This window comes from Pseudomonas sp. LBUM1679 (genome assembly GCF_059695565.1).
In genome coordinates, this window is the sequence record NZ_CP166774.1 from 6,588,740 (window position 1) to 6,608,254 (window position 19,515).

The window sequence follows — 19,515 nt, forward strand, 5'->3', positions numbered from 1 at the left end:
CCTGCTTGAAAGTCTGTAGTTTGAACCAACCTGAGCGCAAGGTCACTCACTTGACGCAATAAAAGCGAAGATGTTCTGAGAAAAGCAGCTTAAATAACGCAAAAACCGCTCAAATGAGGGCGGTTCTGCTTCTCGTTTAGACTTCGTTAAGCTGTACGCCCAAAACCTTTGCGATTGCTTCTCCATACGCCTGATCGGCCCTGAAGAAATGCTGCAATTGACGGTCAATCACATCACCGGAAACCCCGGCCATTGCACCGGCAATGTTGTTGACCAGCAGGGTTTTCTGCTCAGCGCTCATCAAACGAAACAGTGCACCGGCGTGGCTGTAGTAGTCGGTGTCTTCGCGGTGATCGTAGCGATCCGCCGCGCCACTCAGAGCGAGAGCGGGCTCGGCATAACGAGGTGCTTGTTTCGGCGACTCGACGTAGCTGTTTGGCTCATAGTTAGGTGCCGCACCGCCATTGGCGCCGAACGCCATCGACCCATCACGCTGGTAGCTGTTCACTGGACTGCGAGGCGCGTTCACCGGCAGTTGCTGGTGGTTGGTGCCGATACGGTAGCGGTGAGCATCCGCGTAAGCGAACACCCGTCCCTGCAGCATGCGGTCTGGCGACAACCCGACGCCGGGTACCATGTTGCTCGGACCGAACGCAGCCTGCTCCACTTCTGCGAAGTAATTCAGCGGATTGCGGTTGAGTTCCAGCTCGCCGACTTCGATCAGCGGAAATTCTTTCTGCGACCAGGTCTTGGTGACGTCGAAAGGGTTCTCATAGTGCGCCGCAGCTTGAGCCTCGGTCATGATCTGAATGCACACGCGCCATTTCGGAAAATCCCCGCGCTCGATGGCTTCGAACAAATCACGCTGTGCGTAATCCGGATCGGTACCGGCCAGGCGTGCCGCATCTGCCGGGGCAAGGTTTTTGATCCCTTGCTTGGTCTTGTAGTGCCATTTCACCCAGTGCCGCTCGCCATTGGCGTTGATCAGGCTGTAGGTGTGGCTACCAAAGCCGTGCATGTGACGGTAACCGTCGGGAATGCCGCGGTCCGAGAACAGAATGGTGACCTGGTGCAACGCCTCAGGTGAATGCGACCAGAAGTCCCACATCATCTGCGCGCTTTTCAGGTTGCTTTGCGGCAGGCGCTTTTGGGTGTGGATAAAGTCCGGGAATTTGAGAGGGTCACGGATGAAAAATACCGGCGTGTTGTTGCCGACAATGTCCCAGTTACCTTCCTCGGTATAGAACTTCAGGGCGAAACCACGTGGATCGCGCTCGGTGTCGGCCGAACCGCGCTCACCGCCGACGGTGGAAAACCGCAGGAAGGTTGGGGTTTGCTTGCCGATGGACTCAAACAGCTTGGCGCTGCTGTACCCGGTGATGTCACGCGTTACGGTGAACGTACCGTAAGCACCCGAGCCTTTGGCGTGTACACGGCGCTCAGGGATGTTTTCACGGTTGAAGTGGGCAAGCTTCTCGATCAGGTGGAAGTCGTCGAGCAGCAGCGGGCCACGAGGGCCGGCGGAACGGGAATTCTGGTTGTCGGCGACAGGAGCGCCACTGGCGGTCGTAAGCGTTTTGTTTTGGCTCATGCGATCTCATCCTTTGTCAGTCTTGAACTGCCGGCTAATCGGCTGACTCGGATTATTGACCATGAACATGACGTCATCAAATTTATTAACTAGCTAGCATCGATAGAAAAATACTAATTCATAGCATGACGGTGACCACCCAAGGCTTTTCAAGCGCGCACAAAAAACCGGGCACTAGGCCCGGTTTTTCGTTTCAGACTGACGTCTTACTCAGCGGATACAGCTTCACCACCGGCAGGACGATCAACCAACTCGACGTACGCCATAGGCGCGTTGTCGCCAGTGCGGAAGCCGCACTTGAGGATGCGCAGGTAGCCACCCTCACGGGTAGCGTAACGCTTGCCCAGGTCGTTGAAGAGCTTACCAACGATAGCTTTCGAACGAGTACGGTCGAAAGCCAGACGGCGGTTAGCCAGGCTGTCTGTCTTGGCCAAAGTGATCAGCGGCTCAGCAACGCGACGCAGTTCTTTAGCTTTCGGCAGTGTAGTTTTGATCAGCTCGTGCTCGAACAGCGACACTGCCATGTTTTGAAACATGGCCTTGCGGTGCGAGCTAGTGCGGCTCAGGTGACGACCACTTTTACGATGACGCATGGTTCATTCCTTACCAAACACAACGTTCGGTGATTACGACGATCAGGCAGTCGCCTTGTCGTCCTTCTTAAGACTTGCAGGCGGCCAGTTGTCGAGGCGCATGCCGAGGGACAGACCGCGGGAGGCCAGAACGTCCTTGATTTCAGTCAAGGATTTCTTGCCAAGGTTCGGAGTCTTCAACAGCTCTACTTCGGTACGCTGAATCAGGTCACCGATGTAGTAGATGTTTTCCGCCTTAAGGCAGTTAGCCGAACGTACAGTCAGTTCCAGATCGTCAACCGGGCGAAGCAGGATCGGATCGATCTCGTCTTCCTGCTCGATTACCACTGGTTCGCTGTCACCTTTGAGGTCGACGAACGCAGCCAACTGCTGTTGCAGAATGGTTGCAGCACGGCGGATAGCCTCTTCAGGATCCAGGGTACCGTTGGTTTCCAGATCAATAACCAGCTTGTCCAGGTTAGTACGCTGCTCGACACGGGCGTTTTCCACCACGTATGCGATACGGCGAACCGGGCTGAACGAAGAGTCAAGCTGCAAGCGACCGATGCTGCGGCTTTCGTCTTCATCGCTCTGACGCGAGTCTGCCGGTTCATAACCACGACCACGAGCTACGGTGAGCTTCATGTTCAAGGCGCCGTTAGACGCCAGGTTAGCGATTACGTGATCGGGGTTAACGATCTCGACATCATGATCCAGCTGAATATCGGCAGCGGTAACCACCCCCGAACCCTTCTTCGACAAGGTCAGCGTAACTTCGTCACGGCCGTGCAGCTTGATAGCCAGACCTTTAAGGTTCAACAGGATTTCAATTACGTCTTCCTGTACACCTTCGATGGCGCTGTACTCGTGGAGCACACCGTCAATCTCGGCCTCGACTACTGCACAGCCGGGCATTGAGGACAACAGGATGCGGCGCAGCGCGTTGCCCAGGGTGTGGCCAAAACCACGCTCGAGAGGCTCGAGAGTGATCTTGGCGCGGGTTGGACTGACAACCTGCACATCAATATGGCGGGGTGTCAGGAACTCATTTACCGAAATCTGCATGGATGCACCTATTTTCTAGCCCTTACTTGGAGTAGAGCTCGACAATCAGGCTTTCGTTGATGTCGGCGGACAGATCACTGCGAGCTGGAACGTTCTTGAAAACGCCCGACTTCTTCTCAGTGTCTACTTCTACCCATTCTACGCGGCCACGTTGGGCACACAGATCGAGAGCTTGGACAATGCGAAGTTGGTTCTTTGCTTTCTCGCGAATCGCGACCACGTCACCAGCACGAACCTGGTACGACGGCACGTTTACGGTCTGACCGTTAACGCTGACGGATTTGTGCGATACCAGCTGACGGGATTCGGCACGAGTAGAGCCAAAACCCATACGGTATACAACGTTGTCCAGACGGCATTCGAGCAGTTGCAACAGGTTTTCGCCGGTTGCACCTTTCTTGCCAGCAGCTTCTTTGTAGTAGCCGCTGAATTGACGCTCGAGAACGCCGTAGATACGACGGACCTTCTGCTTTTCACGCAGTTGGGTGCCGTAATCGGACTGGCGACCGCGGCGTTGGCCGTGGATACCAGGTGCTGCTTCAATGTTGCACTTCGATTCGATCGCGCGCACGCCGCTCTTCAGGAAGAGATCGGTGCCTTCGCGACGAGCGAGTTTGCATTTTGGACCAATGTAACGAGCCATTCTTTACAATCTCCTGGATTACACGCGGCGCTTCTTCGGCGGACGGCACCCGTTGTGCGGGATTGGCGTCACGTCGGTGATGCTGGCGATCTTATAGCCACAGCCGTTCAATGCACGGACAGCAGACTCACGACCTGGACCTGGACCTTTGACGTTAACGTCGAGGTTTTTCAGGCCATATTCCAGCGCAGCTTGACCAGCACGTTCAGCAGCTACTTGAGCAGCAAACGGGGTGGACTTGCGGGAACCGCGGAAACCCGAACCACCGGAGGTAGCCCAAGAAAGCGCGTTACCTTGACGGTCGGTGATGGTCACGATTGTGTTGTTAAAAGATGCATGGATGTGGGCGATGCCATCAACCACTGTCTTTTTAACTTTTTTACGAGGACGAGCAGCAGGTTTTGCCATGATAATTTTCCTGTCGATTCGCTGGGGCGATTACTTGCGGATCGGCTTACGCGGACCTTTACGGGTACGCGCGTTAGTCTTCGTACGCTGACCGCGCACTGGAAGACCACGACGATGACGCAGACCGCGATAGCAACCGAGGTCCATCAAACGCTTGATTTTCATGTTGATTTCGCGACGCAGGTCACCTTCAGTGGTGAACTTCGCCACTTCGCCACGCAGCTGTTCAATCTGCTCGTCGCTCAGATCCTTGATCTTTGCGGCTGGGTTTACCCCAGTCACTGCACAAATTTTCTGTGCAGTTGTGCGACCAACACCATAGATGTAGGTCAGCGAGATAACAGTGTGCTTGTTATCTGGAATGTTAACGCCTGCAATACGGGCCATTCAGTGGGACTCCAATTGACAGCTACCTACGCCCCGGAAGCCAAGAAATAGGGCGCGAGATAATATCGCTGTAATAACAAATAATCAACCCGGCAGCGCACTAGCTGCCGGGCTTCAAGCGGATCACACTCAGCCTTGGCGCTGTTTGTGACGCGGTTCCGCGCTGCAAATTACTCGAACAACACCTTCGCGGCGAATAATCTTGCAGTTGCGGCACAGCTTTTTCACCGATGCACGAACTTTCATCACCAACTCCTCGAACCTTATGGGTACTCAGCGCAACATGCCGCTGCCGTAGCCCTTCAGGTTGGCTTTCTTCATCAGGGATTCGTACTGGTGCGAAACGAGGTGCGATTGTACTTGGGACATGAAGTCCATCACAACCACGACGACGATCAGCAACGAGGTCCCGCCAAGGTAGAACGGAACGTTTGCTGCAACCACCAGGAACTGGGGCAACAGGCACACGGCCGTCATATATAGAGCACCGAACAGGGTCAAACGGGTCAGAACGCCATCAATGTAGCGCGCCGACTGCTCGCCTGGACGGATGCCCGGAATAAAGGCACCGGACTTCTTCAGGTTTTCCGCTACGTCTTTCGGATTGAACATCAACGCCGTATAGAAGAAGCAGAAGAAAATAATCCCTGCACTAAACAGCAGAATATTCAACGGCTGACCAGGAGCGATCGACTGCGAGATGTCCTGCAACCAGCCCAAACCTTCGGACTGGCCGAACCAGGTACCCAACGAAGCCGGGAACAGCAAGATGCTGCTCGCGAAAATAGCCGGAATAACACCGGCCATGTTCACCTTCAGCGGCAAGTGGCTGGTCTGCGCAGCGAAGACCTTGCGGCCCTGCTGGCGCTTGGCGTAGTGAACAGCAATACGCCGCTGACCACGCTCAATGAACACCACGAAACCGATAATCGCTACTGCCAGCAAACCGATGGCAACCAGGGCGAAAATGTTGATATCACCCTGACGCGCAGACTCGAAAGACTGCCCGATCGCTCTCGGAAGACCGGCGACGATACCTGCGAAAATCAACATCGAGATACCGTTGCCAACACCACGCTCAGTAATCTGCTCACCCAGCCACATCATGAACATCGCACCAGCCACAAAAGTGGATACCGCGACGAAATGGAAGCCAAAGTCACCAGTGAACGATACGCCCTGCCCCGCCAGACCAATGGACATGCCAATGGCCTGAACAAGAGCGAGGACGACAGTGCCGTAGCGGGTGTACTGGGCGATCTTGCGACGCCCAGCTTCACCTTCCTTCTTCAACTGCTCCAGTTGCGGGCTGACGGCGGACATCAGTTGCATGATGATCGATGCCGAAATGTACGGCATGATCCCCAGTGCAAAGATGCTCATCCGTTCCAGCGCGCCGCCGGAAAACATGTTGAACAAGCTAAGAATGGTCCCCTCATTCTGTCGAAACAGGTCCGCGAGTCGGTCCGGGTTGATACCTGGAACCGGGATGTGTGCGCCTATTCGGTAGACGATAATCGCCAGGAACAGAAAACGCAGACGAGCCCAGAGTTCAGACATACCGCCTTTGCCGAGCGCAGAGAGAGCACCTTGCTTAGCCATTTATTCCTCGAACTTGCCGCCAGCTGCTTCGATAGCCGCACGCGCACCTTTGGTGGCGCCGATTCCCTTTCCGATGGTGACAGCGCGAGTAACTTCGCCGGACAGCATGATTTTCACACGCTGTACGTTGACGTTGATCACGTTGGCATCTTTCAGGGACTGCACGGAGACGATGTCGCCTTCCACTTTAGCCAGCTCGGACAGACGCACTTCTGCGCGGTCCATGGCCTTCAGGGAAACGAAACCGAACTTCGGCAGGCGACGATGCAGCGGCTGTTGACCGCCTTCAAAGCCTGGAGCAATGGTGCCACCGGAGCGGGAGGACTGACCTTTGTGGCCACGGCCACCGGTCTTGCCCAAACCACTACCGATACCACGGCCCGGACGATGCTTTTCGCGACGGGAACCCGGCGCTGGACTCAGATCATTGAGTTTCATCGATTAACCCTCGACACGCAGCATGTAGTAAGCCTTGTTGATCATCCCGCGATTCTCGGGAGTATCAAGTACTTCTACAGTGTGACCGATGCGACGCAGACCCAGACCCTTAACGCACAGTTTGTGGTTAGGGATGCGGCCGGTCATGCTTTTGATCAGCGTAACTTTAACGGTAGCCATGATCAGAAGATCTCCTTGACGCTTTTGCCACGCTTGGCGGCAATGGATTCAGGAGACTGCATGGCCTTCAAACCTTTGAAAGTGGCGTGAACCACGTTTACCGGGTTAGTCGAACCGTAGCACTTGGCCAGAACGTTCTGAACGCCAGCAACCTCGAGGACAGCACGCATAGCGCCGCCAGCGATGATACCGGTACCTTCAGAAGCAGGCTGCATGTACACCTTCGAAGCGCCGTGACCGGACTTCATTGCGTACTGCAGCGTGGTGCCGTTCAGATCAACTTGGATCATGTTGCGGCGAGCAGCTTCCATTGCCTTCTGGATCGCAGCAGGCACTTCACGTGACTTGCCACGGCCGAAGCCAACACGCCCTTTACCATCACCAACCACGGTCAACGCGGTGAAAGTGAAGATACGGCCGCCTTTAACGGTTTTGGCTACGCGGTTAACTTGAACCAGCTTCTCAATGTAGCCTTCGTCGCGCTTTTGGTCGTTATTTGACATAACTTAGAACTCCAGCCCAGCTTCACGAGCAGCATCAGCCAGCGCCTTGACGCGGCCGTGGTACTTGAAGCCAGAGCGGTCGAAAGCCACCTGCGAGACGCCAGCGGCTTTTGCACGCGTAGCGACCAGCTGGCCAACCTTAGTGGCCGCGTCGATGTTGCCAGTGGCGCCATCACGCAGTTCTTTATCCAAAGTCGAGGCAGATGCCAGGACTTTGTTGCCGTCGGCCGAAATGACCTGGGCGTAGATGTGCTGCGACGAGCGGAACACGCAGAGACGCACGACTTCGAGTTCGTGCATTTTCAGGCGTGCTTTGCGAGCGCGACGCAGTCGAGTAACTTTTTTGTCGGTCATTTGCTATGCCCTACTTCTTCTTGGCTTCTTTACGACGGACGACTTCGTCCGCGTAGCGCACACCTTTGCCTTTGTACGGCTCTGGTGGACGGAAGTCGCGGATCTCGGCGGCCACTTGACCTACCAGCTGCTTATCGATGCCCTTGATCAGGATATCGGTCTGGCTAGGAGTCTCAGCGGTGATGCCTTCCGGCAGTTCATAATCCACTGGGTGCGAGAAGCCAAGAGCCAGGTTCAGCACTGTGCCTTTTGCTTGCGCTTTGTAACCAACACCGACCAGCTGGAGCTTGCGCTCGAAGCCTTGGCTTACGCCTTGGACCATGTTGTTTACCAACGCACGAGTGGTACCAGCCATTGCGCGAGTCTGTTGATCGCCATTGCGAGCAGCAAAACGCAGCTCACCGGCTTCTTCAACAATCTCAACGGACGAATGGATGTTCAGTTCGAGAGTGCCCTTGGCACCCTTCACCGAAAGCTGTTGGCCTGCGAATTTGACTTCGACACCGGCTGGCAGCTTAACGGGGTTCTTAGCGACGCGTGACATGCTTATCCCCCCTTAGAACACAGTGCAAAGAACTTCGCCGCCGACACCGGCAGCGCGCGCAGCACGATCCGTCATCACACCTTTGTTGGTGGAGACGATAGACACACCGAGACCGCCACGAACTTTCGGCAGATCATCGACGGACTTGTACTGACGCAGGCCTGGACGGCTAACGCGCTTCACTTCTTCGATGACCGGACGGCCTTCGAAATATTTCAGCTCGATAGACAGCAGTGGCTTGATTTCGCTGCTGATCTGATAACCCGCAATGTAACCTTCGTCCTTCAGGACTTTGGCAACAGCTACCTTCAAAGTAGAAGATGGCATGCTTACGACGGACTTTTCAGCCATCTGGGCATTACGGATTCGAGTTAGCATGTCCGCTAACGGGTCCTGCATACTCATGGGCTAGACGCTCCTAATACACAAAAAATTAGCCTTGCGGCTACTACGTGTCGCCGAGCCATCCATGCGAAAAAAGCACGGGCTCAGGCGAGCCGGGTATTCTAGACACACCCCACAAATGAATCAAGCCCCAAAAGGGGCTTGATTCAAGTTCAAGGTCACCGGTGGTCAGGATCTTGCGAGCCTGGACACCGAGACTTTGACAGTGCTTACCAGCTGGCTTTAACCAGACCAGGTACGTCACCACGCATTGCAGCTTCACGCAGCTTGTTACGGCCAAGGCCGAACTTGCGGTAAACGCCGTGTGGACGACCGGTCAGGCGGCAGCGGTTACGCATGCGCGAAGCGCTTGCGTCACGTGGCTGCTTCTGCAGAGCGACTGTAGCTTCCCAACGTGCTTCTGGACTTGCGTTCAGATCAACGATGATAGCTTTCAGTGCTGCACGCTTTTTGGCGTACTTGGCAACCGTGAGCTGACGCTTCAGCTCGCGGTTTTTCATGCTCATCTTGGCCATTTTCCTACTCCAATCAGTTGCGGAACGGGAATTTGAAAGCACGCAACAGGGCGCGACCTTCATCATCGTTCTTGGCAGTGGTGGTCAGGGTAATGTCCAGACCGCGGAGAGCATCGATCTTGTCGTAGTCGATTTCCGGGAAGATGATCTGCTCTTTAACGCCCATGCTGTAGTTACCACGACCATCGAAGGACTTGGCATTCAGGCCGCGGAAGTCGCGGACCCGAGGCAGGGAGATCGACAGCAGACGATCCAGGAATTCGTACATACGCTCACGGCGCAGAGTCACTTTGACGCCGATCGGCCAACCTTCACGGACTTTAAAGCCAGCGATGGATTTCCGAGCGTAAGTCACAACGACTTTCTGACCGGTGATCTTTTCAAGATCGGCAACAGCGTGCTCGATGACTTTTTTGTCACCGACCGCTTCGCCCAGACCCATGTTCAGGGTGATTTTGGTAACGCGTGGAACTTCCATCACGTTCGAAAGCTTAAGTTCTTCCTTAAGCTTCGGTGCGATTTCTTTCCAGTAAATCTCTTTTAGTCGTGCCATGGTCTCATCTACCTAGCAGTGTTCAAGCATCAACCGCTTTTTGGGTCGACTTGAAGACACGAATTTTCTTGCCGTCTTCTACTTTGAAACCAACGCGATCAGCCTTGTTGGTTTCGCCGTTGAAAATGGCGACGTTAGAAGCGTCCAGTGGAGCTTCTTTTTCGACGATACCGCCTTGCACGCCCGACATCGGGTTAGGCTTGGTATGACGCTTGACCAGGTTCAGACCACCGATAACCAGACGGTTATTAGCGAGAACCTTAAGCACCTTACCGCGCTTACCTTTGTCTTTGCCGGCGATCACGATGATCTCGTCGTCACGACGAATCTTTTGCATGTCGGATCTCCTTACAGCACTTCTGGGGCGAGCGAGACGATCTTCATGAACTTCTCAGTACGAAGTTCACGGGTCACTGGCCCAAAGATACGGGTGCCGATCGGCTCTTGCTTGTTGTTCAGAAGAACAGCAGCGTTGCCATCAAAGCGGATAATGGAGCCATCAGCACGACGTACGCCGTGACGAGTGCGGACTACAACAGCAGTCATCACTTGGCCTTTTTTCACTTTACCGCGAGGAATTGCTTCCTTGACGGTAACCTTGATGATGTCACCGATACCAGCGTAACGACGATGGGAGCCACCCAGCACCTTGATGCACATAACGCGGCGTGCGCCGCTGTTATCGGCCACATCGAGCATGGATTGAGTCTGAATCATATAATTTCTCCGACCCCTAGTCCTTAGACTTCCACAGCGCGTTCGAGAACATCAACCAGCGCCCAAGACTTGGTCTTGGCCAAAGGACGAGTTTCACGAATAGTGACTTTGTCGCCGATGTGGCACTGATTGGTTTCGTCGTGCGCGTGCAGCTTAGTCGAACGCTTAACGTATTTACCGTAGATCGGGTGCTTTACGCGACGCTCGATCAGAACGGTGATGGTCTTGTCCATTTTGTCGCTGACAACACGGCCAGTCAGCGTACGGACGGTTTTTTCGGCTTCAGCCATGATTACTTACCTGCCTGCTGTTTGAGCACAGTCTTCACGCGAGCGATGTCACGCTTAACTTGCCGGAGCAGGTGAGACTGCCCCAACTGGCCAGTTGCTTTCTGCATACGCAGATTGAACTGGTCGCGCAGCAGGCCGAGCAGTTGCTCGTTAAGCTGCGGCGCGTCTTTTTCACGAAGTTCGTTCGCTTTCATCACATCACCGTCCGTTTAACAAAAGCGGTGGCGAGCGGCAGCTTTGCAGCAGCCAGGGCAAAAGCCTCACGCGCCAGCTCTTCAGAAACGCCCTCGATTTCATACAGGACTTTGCCTGGCTGAATCTGGGCAACCCAGTACTCCACACTACCCTTACCTTTACCCATCCGAACTTCGAGGGGCTTTTTGGAAATAGGCTTGTCCGGGAATACACGGATCCAGATCTTGCCGCCACGTTTAACGTGACGGGTCAGTGCACGACGCGCTGACTCGATCTGACGAGCGGTGAGACGACCACGAGCTACAGACTTCAGCGCATACTCGCCGAAGCTGACTTTGCTACCGCGCTGAGCCAGACCACGGTTGTGGCCTGTCATCTGCTTGCGGAACTTCGTACGCTTTGGTTGCAACATTTGGCGTACCCCTTACTTAGCAGCTTTTTTACGAGGCGCTGGTGCTTGTGGTTTCAGTTCTTCTTGGCGACCACCAATTACTTCGCCCTTGAAGATCCAAACCTTTACACCGATCACACCGTAAGTGGTGTGAGCTTCGTAGTTGGCATAGTCGATGTCGGCACGCAGGGTGTGCAGTGGCACACGACCTTCGCGATACCATTCAGTACGTGCGATTTCAGCACCGCCGAGACGACCGCTCACTTGGATTTTGATGCCTTTGGCACCAATGCGCATGGCGTTCTGTACAGCGCGCTTCATAGCGCGACGGAACATTACGCGACGCTCCAGCTGCTGAGCTACGCTCTGCGCAACCAACATACCGTCGAGTTCCGGCTTGCGGATTTCTTCGATATTGATGTGCACAGGCACACCCATTTGTTTGGTCAGGTCCTGACGCAGTTTCTCAACATCTTCACCTTTCTTCCCGATAACGATACCTGGACGAGCGGTGTGGATGGTGATACGTGCAGTTTGAGCCGGACGATGGATATCGATACGGCTTACGGACGCGCTTTTTAGTTTGTCTTGGAGATACTCGCGCACCTTCAGATCAGCGAACAAATAGTCCGCATAAGTCCGACCGTCTGCGTACCAGACGGAGGTGTGCTCCTTGACGATTCCCAGGCGAATGCCAATGGGATGTACTTTCTGACCCATCTCTTCGACTCCGTTACTTGTCAGCAACCTTGACAGTGATATGGCAAGACCGCTTGACGATGCGATCAGCACGGCCTTTGGCACGTGGCATGATTCGCTTCAGCGAACGCCCTTCGTTGACGAAAACGGTGCTGACTTTAAGGTCATCAACGTCTGCGCCTTCGTTATGCTCGGCGTTGGCTACGGCCGACTCCAGCACTTTCTTCATGATCTCGGCGGCTTTCTTACTGCTGAAAGCCAACAGGTTGAGCGCTTCGCCCACCTTCTTCCCGCGGATCTGGTCGGCGACCAAGCGGGCTTTCTGGGCGGAGATTCGAGCGCCCGACAACTTAGCGGCTACTTCCATCGTTCCTTACCCCTTAACGCTTGGCTTTCTTGTCTGCCACGTGCCCACGATATGTGCGGGTACCGGCAAACTCGCCTAGTTTGTGGCCGACCATGTCTTCGTTCACGAGAACTGGAACATGTTGACGACCGTTATGCACTGCAATGGTCAAACCGACCATTTGTGGCAGGATCATCGAACGACGCGACCAGGTTTTCACTGGTTTGCGATCGTTCTTTTCCGCCGCCACTTCGATCTTCTTCAGTAGGTGAAGATCAATAAAAGGACCTTTTTTCAGAGAACGTGGCACTGTCGTATCCCTCTATTTACTTGCGACGACGGACGATCATTTTGTCGGTACGCTTATTACCACGAGTCTTCGCGCCCTTAGTCGGGAAGCCCCATGGCGATACCGGATGACGACCACCAGAGGTACGACCTTCACCACCACCATGCGGGTGGTCAACCGGGTTCATGGCAACACCACGAACGGTTGGGCGAACGCCACGCCAGCGTTTGGCACCAGCTTTACCCAGCGAACGCAGGCTGTGCTCGGAGTTCGAGACTTCACCCAGGGTCGCGCGGCATTCAGCCAGCACTTTACGCATCTCACCAGAACGCAGACGCAGGGTCACGTAGACACCTTCACGAGCGATCAGCTGAGCCGAAGCACCAGCGGAACGAGCGATCTGTGCGCCTTTACCTGGCTTCAATTCGATGCCGTGTACGGTGCTACCAACTGGAATGTTACGCAGTTGCAGAGCGTTGCCCGGCTTGATCGGTGCCAGAGCACCTGCGATCAGCTGGTCGCCAGCACTCACGCCTTTAGGCGCGATGATGTAGCGACGCTCGCCATCTGCGTACAGCAGCAGAGCGATGTGAGCAGTACGGTTTGGATCGTATTCGATACGCTCGACAGTGGCAGTGATGCCATCTTTGTCGTTGCGACGGAAATCGACCAGACGATAATGCTGCTTATGGCCACCACCGATGTGACGAGTGGTAATGCGACCATTGTTGTTACGACCACCAGTCTTCGATTTTTTCTCGAGCAGCGGTGCGTGAGGAGCGCCTTTATGCAGCTCCTGGTTGACCACCTTGACCACAAAACGGCGGCCAGGGGAAGTCGGTTTGCATTTAACGATTGCCATGATGCACCCCTTCCTTACTCAGCACTGCTGCTGAAATCGAGATCTTGGCCTGGCTGAAGGGAGATAACTGCCTTCTTCCAGTCATTACGCTTGCCCAGACCGCGAGCAGTGCGCTTGCTCTTACCCAGAACGTTCAGGGTAGTAACACGCTCTACTTTCACGCTGAACAGGCTTTCGACGGCCTTCTTGATTTCCAGCTTGGTTGCGTCAGTTGCAACCTTGAAAACGAACTGGCCTTTCTTGTCAGCCAGAACCGTAGCCTTCTCGGAAACGTGCGGGCCAAGCAGAACTTTAAATACGCGTTCCTGGTTCATCCCAGCAGCTCCTCGAATTTCTTCACGGCCGACACGGTGATCAACACCTTGTCGTATGCGATCAGACTAACTGGATCGGAACCTTGCACGTCACGTACATCAACGTGTGGCAGGTTGCGAGCAGCCAGGTACAGGTTCTGATCAACTACTTCAGACACGATCAAGACGTCAGTCAGGCCCATGCCGGTCAGTTTGTTCAGCAGATCTTTGGTCTTCGGTGCATCAACAGCGAAGTCCTGAACCACTACCAGACGATCAGTACGCACCAGCTCAGCAAGGATGGAACGCATTGCTGCGCGATACATCTTCTTGTTCAGCTTCTGGGTGTGATCCTGAGGACGAGCTGCGAAAGTGGTACCGCCGCCACGCCAGATTGGGCTACGGATAGTACCGGCACGAGCACGGCCAGTACCTTTCTGACGCCAAGGGCGCTTACCGCCACCACGAACGTCGGAACGGGTCTTTTGCTGCTTGCTACCTTGACGGCCGCCGGCCATGTAGGCCACGACTGCTTGGTGAACCAGCGTCTCGTTGAATTCGCCGCCAAATGTCAGTTCGGAAACTTCGATCGCTTGAGCGTCATTTACATTTAATTGCATGTCAGCTTCCCCTTAACCGCGAGCCTTGGCTGCTGGACGTACAACCAAGTTGCCGCCAGTAGCGCCAGGAACAGCACCCTTGACCAACAACAGATTGCGTTCAGCGTCCACGCGCACTACTTCCAGGGACTGCACGGTCACGCGCTCAGCGCCCATATGACCGGACATTTTTTTGCCCTTGAATACACGACCAGGAGTCTGGCACTGGCCGATAGAGCCTGGAACGCGGTGGGACACGGAGTTACCGTGGGTATTATCTTGCCCGCGGAAATTCCAACGCTTGATCGTACCCTGGAAGCCTTTACCCTTGGACTGACCGGTTACATCAACCAGTTGACCAGCGGCGAAGATTTCAGCGTTGATCAGATCGCCGGCCTGGTACTCGCCTTCTTCAAGGCGGAATTCCATTACGGTACGACCAGCGGCAACGTTCGCTTTAGCGAAGTGGCCAGCTTGAGCAGCTGTAACACGCGAAGCACGACGCTCGCCTACAGTGACTTGCACTGCACGATAGCCATCGGTCTCTTCAGTTTTGAACTGGGTGACGCGATTCGGTTCGATCTCAATGACCGTGACCGGAATGGAGACACCTTCTTCGGTGAAAATACGGGTCATACCGCATTTACGACCGACTACACCAATAGTCATGTTGTAAACCTCATGAGTGTACGGGGCTTTCACCCGCTATGGCCGCCCATTTCAGAGCGTTACACGACTAAGACCGAGTCTTAGCCGAGGCTGATCTGCACTTCCACACCGGCCGCAAGATCAAGCTTCATAAGTGCATCAACGGTTTTATCCGTTGGCTGGACGATGTCCAGAACGCGCTTATGAGTACGGATCTCGTACTGGTCACGCGCGTCTTTGTTGACGTGCGGGGAGACCAGAACGGTGAACCGCTCTTTACGGGTAGGCAGTGGAATTGGACCACGCACTTGAGCACCAGTACGTTTCGCGGTTTCCACGATTTCCTGGGTGGATTGGTCGATCAGGCGATGGTCAAAAGCCTTCAACCTGATACGGATTTGCTGATTTTGCATTGGATTTCAGACTCCGGCTGCTATTCCCACCGAGCGCAATACGCCCGTTAAAAGGAGGCGCAATTCTATAGACGCCCCATATGGGTGTCAACCCAATAAAAAAGCCCCCCGCTGAGCGGGGGGCTTCTTCAACTCATCGAAGCTTGCTCGAAAAGAGCTTACTCGATGATTTTGGCTACGACGCCAGCGCCGACGGTACGACCGCCTTCACGGATAGCGAAACGCAGACCGTCTTCCATTGCGATGGTCTTGATCAGGGTGACAACCATTTTGATGTTGTCGCCTGGCATTACCATTTCAACGCCTTCCGGCAGTTCGCAGTTACCGGTCACGTCAGTGGTCCGGAAGTAGAACTGTGGACGGTAGCCTTTGAAGAACGGAGTGTGACGACCGCCTTCTTCTTTGCTCAGTACGTACACTTCAGCTTCGAACTTGGTGTGCGGCTTGACCGAACCCGGCTTGACCAGAACCTGGCCACGCTCAACGTCGTCACGCTTGGTACCACGCAGCAGAACGCCGCAGTTCTCGCCAGCACGACCTTCGTCGAGCAGCTTGCGGAACATTTCAACACCGGTGCAGGTGGTGACAACAGTGTCACGCAGACCTACGATTTCCAGCGAGTCCTGGATCTTAACGATACCGCGCTCGATACGGCCAGTTACAACAGTACCGCGACCGGAGATCGAGAATACGTCTTCGATTGGCATCAGGAACGGCTTGTCGATAACACGGACTGGATCTGGAATGTAGCTGTCCAGAGTCTCAACCAGTTTACGAACGGCAGTGGTGCCCATTTCGTTGTCGTCTTGGCCGTTCAGAGCCATCAGAGCCGAACCGATGATGATCGGAGTGTCGTCGCCTGGGAAGTCGTAAGTGCTCAGCAGATCGCGCACTTCCATCTCAACCAGTTCCAGCAGCTCAGCGTCGTCAACCATGTCAGCCTTGTTCAGGAAGACAACGATGTACGGAACGCCAACCTGACGGGACAGCAGGATGTGCTCACGGGTTTGTGGCATCGGACCATCAGCGGCCGAGCAAACCAGGATAGCGCCGTCCATCTGAGCAGCACCAGTGATCATGTTCTTCACATAGTCAGCGTGACCTGGGCAGTCAACGTGAGCGTAGTGACGGATCAGCGAGTTGTATTCAACGTGCGCGGTGTTGATGGTGATACCACGAGCCTTTTCTTCCGGAGCGCTGTCGATCTTGTCGAAAGCAACAACGGCCGAACCGAAAACTTCGGAGCAGACGCGAGTCAGAGCAGCGGTCAGCGTGGTTTTACCGTGGTCGACGTGACCGATGGTGCCAACGTTGACGTGCGGGAGGGTACGGTCAAATTTTTCTTTAGCCACGACAATTAACTCCTAGCCTAAAGGGGGCTGAATCAGCCTTGTTTTTTGGTAACGGTTTCGACGATGTGCGACGGAGCCGTATTGTATTTTTTGAATTCCATAGAGTAGCTTGCGCGACCTTGGGACATGGAGCGAACGTCGGTTGCGTAACCGAACATCTCACCCAACGGAACCTCGGCACGAATCACTTTGCCGGAAACCGTATCTTCCATACCCAGGATCATGCCGCGACGACGGTTAAGGTCGCCCATCACGTCACCCATATAGTCTTCAGGTGTAACAACCTCTACCGCCATGATCGGCTCAAGCAACTCACCGCCACCCTTCTGGGCCAGTTGCTTGGTCGCCATGGAAGCAGCCACCTTAAACGCCATCTCGTTGGAGTCGACGTCGTGGTAGGAACCATCAAACACGGTAGCCTTCAGGCCGATCAGCGGATAACCGGCAACAACGCCGTTTTTCATCTGCTCTTCGATACCCTTCTGGATAGCCGGGATGTATTCCTTAGGAACCACACCACCCACTACTTCGTTCACGAATTGCAGACCTTCCTGACCTTCGTCAGCAGGCGCAAAACGGATCCAGCAATGGCCGAACTGACCACGACCGCCGGACTGGCGAACGAACTTGCCTTCAATTTCGCAGCTCTTCGTGATGCGCTCACGGTACGAAACTTGAGGCTTACCGATGTTGGCTTCGACGTTGAACTCACGGCGCATCCGGTCAACCAGGATGTCCAGGTGCAACTCGCCCATGCCGGAGATGATCGTTTGACCAGTCTCTTCATCAGTCTTGACGCGGAAAGACGGGTCTTCCTGAGCAAGCTTGCCCAGAGCGATACCCATTTTTTCCTGGTCGTCCTTGGTCTTAGGCTCTACGGCAACCGAAATAACCGGCTCCGGGAAGTCCATGCGAACCAGGATGATTGGCTTGTCAGCGTTGCACAAAGTCTCACCAGTGGTGACGTCCTTCATGCCGATCAAGGCCGCGATGTCACCAGCGCGCACTTCCTTGATTTCTTCACGGGCGTTTGCGTGCATTTGCACCATACGACCCACGCGCTCTTTCTTGCCTTTGACCGAGTTGATCACGCCGTCGCCGGAGGCCAACACGCCCGAGTAAACGCGGACGAAGGTCAAGGTACCCACGAATGGGTCGGTAGCGATCTTGAACGCCAGCGCCGAGAACGGCTCGCTGTCGTCTGCATGACGCTCCATTTCCTGGGTCTCGTCATCCGGGTCGGTACCCTTGATGGCAGGAATGTCGGAAGGAGCCGGCAGGTAGTCGATCACGGCGTCGAGAACCAGGGGAACGCCCTTGTTCTTGAAGGAAGAACCGCAAACAGCCAGGACGATCTCACCAGCGATAGTACGCTGACGCAGAGCGGCCTTGATTTCCGCGTTGGTGAGCTCTTCACCTTCGAGGTACTTGTTCATCAGCTCTTCGCTGGCTTCGGCCGCAGCCTCAACCATGTTGCCGCGCCACTCGTCAGCCAGTTCCTGCAGTTCAGCAGGGATAGGCTTGCGAACTGGAACCATGCCTTTGTCAGCGTCGTTCCAGTAAACAGCTTCCATGGCCATCAGATCGATCTGACCCTGGAAGTTGTCTTCGGAACCGATGGCCAACTGGATCGGCACCGGGGTGTGACCCAGACGCTGCTTGATCTGGCCGATCACGCGCAGGAAGTTCGCACCAGCACGGTCCATCTTGTTTACGTAAACAAGACGTGGAACGCCGTACTTGTTGGCTTGACGCCATACGGTTTCCGACTGAGGCTCAACACCCGAGGTGCCGCAGAACACAACGACCGCGCCGTCGAGAACACGCAGGGAACGTTCAACTTCAATAGTGAAGTCAACGTGGCCCGGGGTGTCGATGACGTTGAAGCGGTATTGGTCCTTGTGCTGCTTCTCGGAACCCTGCCAGAAGGCGGTGATGGCAGCAGAAGTAATGGTAATACCACGCTCCTGCTCCTGCACCATCCAGTCTGTGGTCGCGGCGCCGTCATGCACCTCGCCCATTTTGTGACTTTTGCCAGTGTAAAAAAGGACGCGCTCGGTGGTGGTGGTTTTACCAGCATCCACGTGAGCAACGATACCAATGTTACGGTAGCGGTTAATCGGTGTAGTACGAGCCATAAAGCCCTCGCAAAATTAGTGACGCTAAAATTAGAAGCGGTAGTGCGAGAAAGCCTTGTTGGCTTCAGCCATACGGTGCACGTCTTCACGCTTCTTAACTGCAGCACCTTTGCCTTCGGCAGCGTCCAGCAGTTCGCCGGCCAAACGCAGAGCCATAGACTTCTCGCCGCGCTTGCGGGCGAAGTCTACCAACCAGCGCATTGCCAGAGCATTACGACGGGACGGACGAACTTCAACCGGAACCTGGTAAGTAGCACCGCCTACACGGCGCGACTTCACTTCGACCAGCGGAGCGATGGCGTCGAGAGCTTTCTCGAAGATTTCCAGGGGGTCGCTGTTCTTGCGTTCTTTAACCTTTTCCAGCGCGCCATAAACGATACGCTCGGCAACGGCTTTCTTGCCGCTTTCCATTACGTGGTTCATGAACTTGGCCAGGATCTGGCTGCCGTATTTTGGATCGTCAAGCACTTCGCGCTTGGCTGCTACGCGTCTTCTTGGCATGGATAAGCCCTCAAACGGTCTT

At 54.9% G+C, this 19,515-nt stretch carries 32 protein-coding genes; all 32 read right to left on the reverse strand.

Translation table 11 applies throughout. The features are described 5' to 3' along the window. Positions 1-136: 136 nt before the first annotated feature. Positions 137-1,591 carry a catalase gene (locus tag ACA062_RS30115; RefSeq protein WP_497454260.1) on the reverse strand — a complete coding sequence of 485 codons (1,455 nt, stop codon included), beginning with the start codon at positions 1,589-1,591 and terminating at the stop codon, positions 137-139. Between the two features lie 206 nt (positions 1,592-1,797). Beyond that, positions 1,798-2,184, reverse strand: coding sequence for a 50S ribosomal protein L17 (rplQ, locus tag ACA062_RS30120; protein WP_008145500.1), 387 nt, complete (start codon positions 2,182-2,184; stop codon positions 1,798-1,800). Positions 2,185-2,226: 42 nt separating this feature from the next. Next, a complete protein-coding gene (locus tag ACA062_RS30125) occupies positions 2,227-3,228 on the reverse strand; it encodes a DNA-directed RNA polymerase subunit alpha (protein WP_003176403.1) in 1,002 nt (333 codons plus the stop codon). Positions 3,229-3,250: 22 nt separating this feature from the next. Next, the gene (gene rpsD / locus ACA062_RS30130; protein WP_003210056.1) at positions 3,251-3,871 is read right to left on the reverse strand and encodes a 30S ribosomal protein S4; all 621 of its coding nucleotides are present in this window, start codon (positions 3,869-3,871) and stop codon (positions 3,251-3,253) included. A gap of 18 nt (positions 3,872-3,889) precedes the next feature. Continuing rightward, positions 3,890-4,279, reverse strand: coding sequence for a 30S ribosomal protein S11 (rpsK, locus tag ACA062_RS30135; protein ID WP_002555466.1), 390 nt, complete (start codon positions 4,277-4,279; stop codon positions 3,890-3,892). A 30-nt stretch (positions 4,280-4,309) separates the two neighbouring features. Beyond that, positions 4,310-4,666 (reverse strand): 30S ribosomal protein S13, encoded by a 357-nt coding sequence (rpsM, locus tag ACA062_RS30140; RefSeq protein WP_003186020.1) that lies wholly within the window; start codon positions 4,664-4,666, stop codon positions 4,310-4,312. A gap of 129 nt (positions 4,667-4,795) precedes the next feature. After that, positions 4,796-4,912 (reverse strand): 50S ribosomal protein L36, encoded by a 117-nt coding sequence (gene rpmJ, locus ACA062_RS30145; protein ID WP_002555468.1) that lies wholly within the window; start codon positions 4,910-4,912, stop codon positions 4,796-4,798. A 27-nt stretch (positions 4,913-4,939) separates the two neighbouring features. Continuing rightward, the gene (gene secY / locus ACA062_RS30150; protein ID WP_064680055.1) at positions 4,940-6,268 is read right to left on the reverse strand and encodes a preprotein translocase subunit SecY; all 1,329 of its coding nucleotides are present in this window, start codon (positions 6,266-6,268) and stop codon (positions 4,940-4,942) included. Further along, entirely contained in the window at positions 6,269-6,706 is a 438-nt protein-coding gene (rplO, locus tag ACA062_RS30155) for a 50S ribosomal protein L15 (protein ID WP_064680056.1), read from the reverse strand. A 3-nt stretch (positions 6,707-6,709) separates the two neighbouring features. Beyond that, positions 6,710-6,886, reverse strand: coding sequence for a 50S ribosomal protein L30 (gene rpmD, locus ACA062_RS30160; protein ID WP_003186033.1), 177 nt, complete (start codon positions 6,884-6,886; stop codon positions 6,710-6,712). Positions 6,887-6,888: 2 nt separating this feature from the next. After that, on the reverse strand, positions 6,889-7,389 hold the full coding sequence (gene rpsE, locus ACA062_RS30165; RefSeq protein ID WP_007943782.1) for a 30S ribosomal protein S5: 501 nt from the start codon (positions 7,387-7,389) through the stop codon (positions 6,889-6,891). Between the two features lie 3 nt (positions 7,390-7,392). Further along, complete coding sequence (gene rplR, locus ACA062_RS30170; RefSeq protein WP_003186037.1) at positions 7,393-7,743, reverse strand: 50S ribosomal protein L18; 351 nt, start codon at positions 7,741-7,743, stop codon at positions 7,393-7,395. 10 nt (positions 7,744-7,753) lie between these two features. Further along, positions 7,754-8,287 (reverse strand): 50S ribosomal protein L6, encoded by a 534-nt coding sequence (rplF, locus tag ACA062_RS30175; protein ID WP_003176412.1) that lies wholly within the window; start codon positions 8,285-8,287, stop codon positions 7,754-7,756. A 12-nt stretch (positions 8,288-8,299) separates the two neighbouring features. Continuing rightward, on the reverse strand, positions 8,300-8,692 hold the full coding sequence (rpsH, locus tag ACA062_RS30180; protein ID WP_003186040.1) for a 30S ribosomal protein S8: 393 nt from the start codon (positions 8,690-8,692) through the stop codon (positions 8,300-8,302). Positions 8,693-8,901: 209 nt separating this feature from the next. Continuing rightward, positions 8,902-9,207 (reverse strand): 30S ribosomal protein S14, encoded by a 306-nt coding sequence (rpsN, locus tag ACA062_RS30185; protein WP_003176414.1) that lies wholly within the window; start codon positions 9,205-9,207, stop codon positions 8,902-8,904. Between the two features lie 13 nt (positions 9,208-9,220). Continuing rightward, a complete protein-coding gene (rplE, locus tag ACA062_RS30190; protein ID WP_003176415.1) occupies positions 9,221-9,760 on the reverse strand; it encodes a 50S ribosomal protein L5 in 540 nt (179 codons plus the stop codon). Between the two features lie 22 nt (positions 9,761-9,782). After that, positions 9,783-10,097 (reverse strand): 50S ribosomal protein L24, encoded by a 315-nt coding sequence (gene rplX / locus ACA062_RS30195; protein WP_003176416.1) that lies wholly within the window; start codon positions 10,095-10,097, stop codon positions 9,783-9,785. An 11-nt stretch (positions 10,098-10,108) separates the two neighbouring features. After that, entirely contained in the window at positions 10,109-10,477 is a 369-nt protein-coding gene (rplN, locus tag ACA062_RS30200) for a 50S ribosomal protein L14 (protein ID WP_002555479.1), read from the reverse strand. 23 nt (positions 10,478-10,500) lie between these two features. Beyond that, positions 10,501-10,767 (reverse strand): 30S ribosomal protein S17, encoded by a 267-nt coding sequence (gene rpsQ / locus ACA062_RS30205; RefSeq protein WP_003176419.1) that lies wholly within the window; start codon positions 10,765-10,767, stop codon positions 10,501-10,503. 2 nt (positions 10,768-10,769) lie between these two features. Next, positions 10,770-10,961 (reverse strand): 50S ribosomal protein L29, encoded by a 192-nt coding sequence (gene rpmC, locus ACA062_RS30210; RefSeq protein ID WP_008030901.1) that lies wholly within the window; start codon positions 10,959-10,961, stop codon positions 10,770-10,772. Continuing rightward, positions 10,961-11,374: a 50S ribosomal protein L16 gene (rplP, locus tag ACA062_RS30215; protein WP_007943783.1), complete on the reverse strand. Its 414-nt coding sequence runs from the start codon at positions 11,372-11,374 to the stop codon at positions 10,961-10,963. Before rplP ends, rpmC begins: the two co-directional genes overlap by 1 nt. A 12-nt stretch (positions 11,375-11,386) precedes the next feature. Further along, a complete protein-coding gene (rpsC, locus tag ACA062_RS30220; protein WP_003176422.1) occupies positions 11,387-12,073 on the reverse strand; it encodes a 30S ribosomal protein S3 in 687 nt (228 codons plus the stop codon). Positions 12,074-12,086: 13 nt separating this feature from the next. Further along, a complete protein-coding gene (gene rplV, locus ACA062_RS30225) occupies positions 12,087-12,419 on the reverse strand; it encodes a 50S ribosomal protein L22 (RefSeq protein WP_003103908.1) in 333 nt (110 codons plus the stop codon). Positions 12,420-12,432: 13 nt separating this feature from the next. Next, on the reverse strand, positions 12,433-12,708 hold the full coding sequence (gene rpsS, locus ACA062_RS30230) for a 30S ribosomal protein S19 (protein ID WP_002555486.1): 276 nt from the start codon (positions 12,706-12,708) through the stop codon (positions 12,433-12,435). A gap of 16 nt (positions 12,709-12,724) precedes the next feature. Continuing rightward, on the reverse strand, positions 12,725-13,549 hold the full coding sequence (gene rplB / locus ACA062_RS30235; protein ID WP_032884535.1) for a 50S ribosomal protein L2: 825 nt from the start codon (positions 13,547-13,549) through the stop codon (positions 12,725-12,727). Positions 13,550-13,563: 14 nt separating this feature from the next. After that, on the reverse strand, positions 13,564-13,863 hold the full coding sequence (gene rplW / locus ACA062_RS30240; protein ID WP_002555488.1) for a 50S ribosomal protein L23: 300 nt from the start codon (positions 13,861-13,863) through the stop codon (positions 13,564-13,566). Then, positions 13,860-14,462, reverse strand: a complete 603-nt coding sequence (gene rplD / locus ACA062_RS30245) for a 50S ribosomal protein L4 (RefSeq protein ID WP_007896707.1) — start codon at positions 14,460-14,462, stop codon at positions 13,860-13,862. Before rplD ends, rplW begins: the two co-directional genes overlap by 4 nt. Positions 14,463-14,474: 12 nt before the next feature. After that, entirely contained in the window at positions 14,475-15,110 is a 636-nt protein-coding gene (gene rplC, locus ACA062_RS30250) for a 50S ribosomal protein L3 (protein WP_003186059.1), read from the reverse strand. Between the two features lie 80 nt (positions 15,111-15,190). Next, complete coding sequence (gene rpsJ / locus ACA062_RS30255; protein WP_003186070.1) at positions 15,191-15,502, reverse strand: 30S ribosomal protein S10; 312 nt, start codon at positions 15,500-15,502, stop codon at positions 15,191-15,193. A gap of 158 nt (positions 15,503-15,660) precedes the next feature. Next, on the reverse strand, positions 15,661-16,854 hold the full coding sequence (gene tuf, locus ACA062_RS30260) for an elongation factor Tu (protein WP_497454261.1): 1,194 nt from the start codon (positions 16,852-16,854) through the stop codon (positions 15,661-15,663). Positions 16,855-16,886: 32 nt separating this feature from the next. Continuing rightward, positions 16,887-18,992 (reverse strand): elongation factor G, encoded by a 2,106-nt coding sequence (fusA, locus tag ACA062_RS30265; RefSeq protein ID WP_497454262.1) that lies wholly within the window; start codon positions 18,990-18,992, stop codon positions 16,887-16,889. A 30-nt stretch (positions 18,993-19,022) separates the two neighbouring features. Then, the gene (gene rpsG / locus ACA062_RS30270) at positions 19,023-19,493 is read right to left on the reverse strand and encodes a 30S ribosomal protein S7 (RefSeq protein ID WP_002555493.1); all 471 of its coding nucleotides are present in this window, start codon (positions 19,491-19,493) and stop codon (positions 19,023-19,025) included. Positions 19,494-19,515: the final 22 nt, after the last annotated feature.

What these genes read in the sequence shown, in the direction of transcription:
- ACA062_RS30115 (WP_497454260.1), bottom strand. Translation starts at nt 1,591, where the DNA reads ATGAGCCAAAACAAAACGCTTACGACCGCCAGTGGCGCTCCTGTCGCC.
- rplQ (WP_008145500.1), bottom strand. Translation starts at nt 2,184, where the DNA reads ATGCGTCATCGTAAAAGTGGTCGTCACCTGAGCCGCACTAGCTCGCAC.
- ACA062_RS30125 (WP_003176403.1), bottom strand. Translation starts at nt 3,228, where the DNA reads ATGCAGATTTCGGTAAATGAGTTCCTGACACCCCGCCATATTGATGTG.
- rpsD (WP_003210056.1), bottom strand. Translation starts at nt 3,871, where the DNA reads ATGGCTCGTTACATTGGTCCAAAATGCAAACTCGCTCGTCGCGAAGGC.
- rpsK (WP_002555466.1), bottom strand. Translation starts at nt 4,279, where the DNA reads ATGGCAAAACCTGCTGCTCGTCCTCGTAAAAAAGTTAAAAAGACAGTG.
- rpsM (WP_003186020.1), bottom strand. Translation starts at nt 4,666, where the DNA reads ATGGCCCGTATTGCAGGCGTTAACATTCCAGATAACAAGCACACTGTT.
- rpmJ (WP_002555468.1), bottom strand. Translation starts at nt 4,912, where the DNA reads ATGAAAGTTCGTGCATCGGTGAAAAAGCTGTGCCGCAACTGCAAGATT.
- secY (WP_064680055.1), bottom strand. Translation starts at nt 6,268, where the DNA reads ATGGCTAAGCAAGGTGCTCTCTCTGCGCTCGGCAAAGGCGGTATGTCT.
- rplO (WP_064680056.1), bottom strand. Translation starts at nt 6,706, where the DNA reads ATGAAACTCAATGATCTGAGTCCAGCGCCGGGTTCCCGTCGCGAAAAG.
- rpmD (WP_003186033.1), bottom strand. Translation starts at nt 6,886, where the DNA reads ATGGCTACCGTTAAAGTTACGCTGATCAAAAGCATGACCGGCCGCATC.
- rpsE (WP_007943782.1), bottom strand. Translation starts at nt 7,389, where the DNA reads ATGTCAAATAACGACCAAAAGCGCGACGAAGGCTACATTGAGAAGCTG.
- rplR (WP_003186037.1), bottom strand. Translation starts at nt 7,743, where the DNA reads ATGACCGACAAAAAAGTTACTCGACTGCGTCGCGCTCGCAAAGCACGC.
- rplF (WP_003176412.1), bottom strand. Translation starts at nt 8,287, where the DNA reads ATGTCACGCGTCGCTAAGAACCCCGTTAAGCTGCCAGCCGGTGTCGAA.
- rpsH (WP_003186040.1), bottom strand. Translation starts at nt 8,692, where the DNA reads ATGAGTATGCAGGACCCGTTAGCGGACATGCTAACTCGAATCCGTAAT.
- rpsN (WP_003176414.1), bottom strand. Translation starts at nt 9,207, where the DNA reads ATGGCCAAGATGAGCATGAAAAACCGCGAGCTGAAGCGTCAGCTCACG.
- rplE (WP_003176415.1), bottom strand. Translation starts at nt 9,760, where the DNA reads ATGGCACGACTAAAAGAGATTTACTGGAAAGAAATCGCACCGAAGCTT.
- rplX (WP_003176416.1), bottom strand. Translation starts at nt 10,097, where the DNA reads ATGCAAAAGATTCGTCGTGACGACGAGATCATCGTGATCGCCGGCAAA.
- rplN (WP_002555479.1), bottom strand. Translation starts at nt 10,477, where the DNA reads ATGATTCAGACTCAATCCATGCTCGATGTGGCCGATAACAGCGGCGCA.
- rpsQ (WP_003176419.1), bottom strand. Translation starts at nt 10,767, where the DNA reads ATGGCTGAAGCCGAAAAAACCGTCCGTACGCTGACTGGCCGTGTTGTC.
- rpmC (WP_008030901.1), bottom strand. Translation starts at nt 10,961, where the DNA reads ATGAAAGCGAACGAACTTCGTGAAAAAGACGCGCCGCAGCTTAACGAG.
- rplP (WP_007943783.1), bottom strand. Translation starts at nt 11,374, where the DNA reads ATGTTGCAACCAAAGCGTACGAAGTTCCGCAAGCAGATGACAGGCCAC.
- rpsC (WP_003176422.1), bottom strand. Translation starts at nt 12,073, where the DNA reads ATGGGTCAGAAAGTACATCCCATTGGCATTCGCCTGGGAATCGTCAAG.
- rplV (WP_003103908.1), bottom strand. Translation starts at nt 12,419, where the DNA reads ATGGAAGTAGCCGCTAAGTTGTCGGGCGCTCGAATCTCCGCCCAGAAA.
- rplB (WP_032884535.1), bottom strand. Translation starts at nt 13,549, where the DNA reads ATGGCAATCGTTAAATGCAAACCGACTTCCCCTGGCCGCCGTTTTGTG.
- rplW (WP_002555488.1), bottom strand. Translation starts at nt 13,863, where the DNA reads ATGAACCAGGAACGCGTATTTAAAGTTCTGCTTGGCCCGCACGTTTCC.
- rplD (WP_007896707.1), bottom strand. Translation starts at nt 14,462, where the DNA reads ATGCAATTAAATGTAAATGACGCTCAAGCGATCGAAGTTTCCGAACTG.
- rplC (WP_003186059.1), bottom strand. Translation starts at nt 15,110, where the DNA reads ATGACTATTGGTGTAGTCGGTCGTAAATGCGGTATGACCCGTATTTTC.
- rpsJ (WP_003186070.1), bottom strand. Translation starts at nt 15,502, where the DNA reads ATGCAAAATCAGCAAATCCGTATCAGGTTGAAGGCTTTTGACCATCGC.
- fusA (WP_497454262.1), bottom strand. Translation starts at nt 18,992, where the DNA reads ATGGCTCGTACTACACCGATTAACCGCTACCGTAACATTGGTATCGTT.
- rpsG (WP_002555493.1), bottom strand. Translation starts at nt 19,493, where the DNA reads ATGCCAAGAAGACGCGTAGCAGCCAAGCGCGAAGTGCTTGACGATCCA.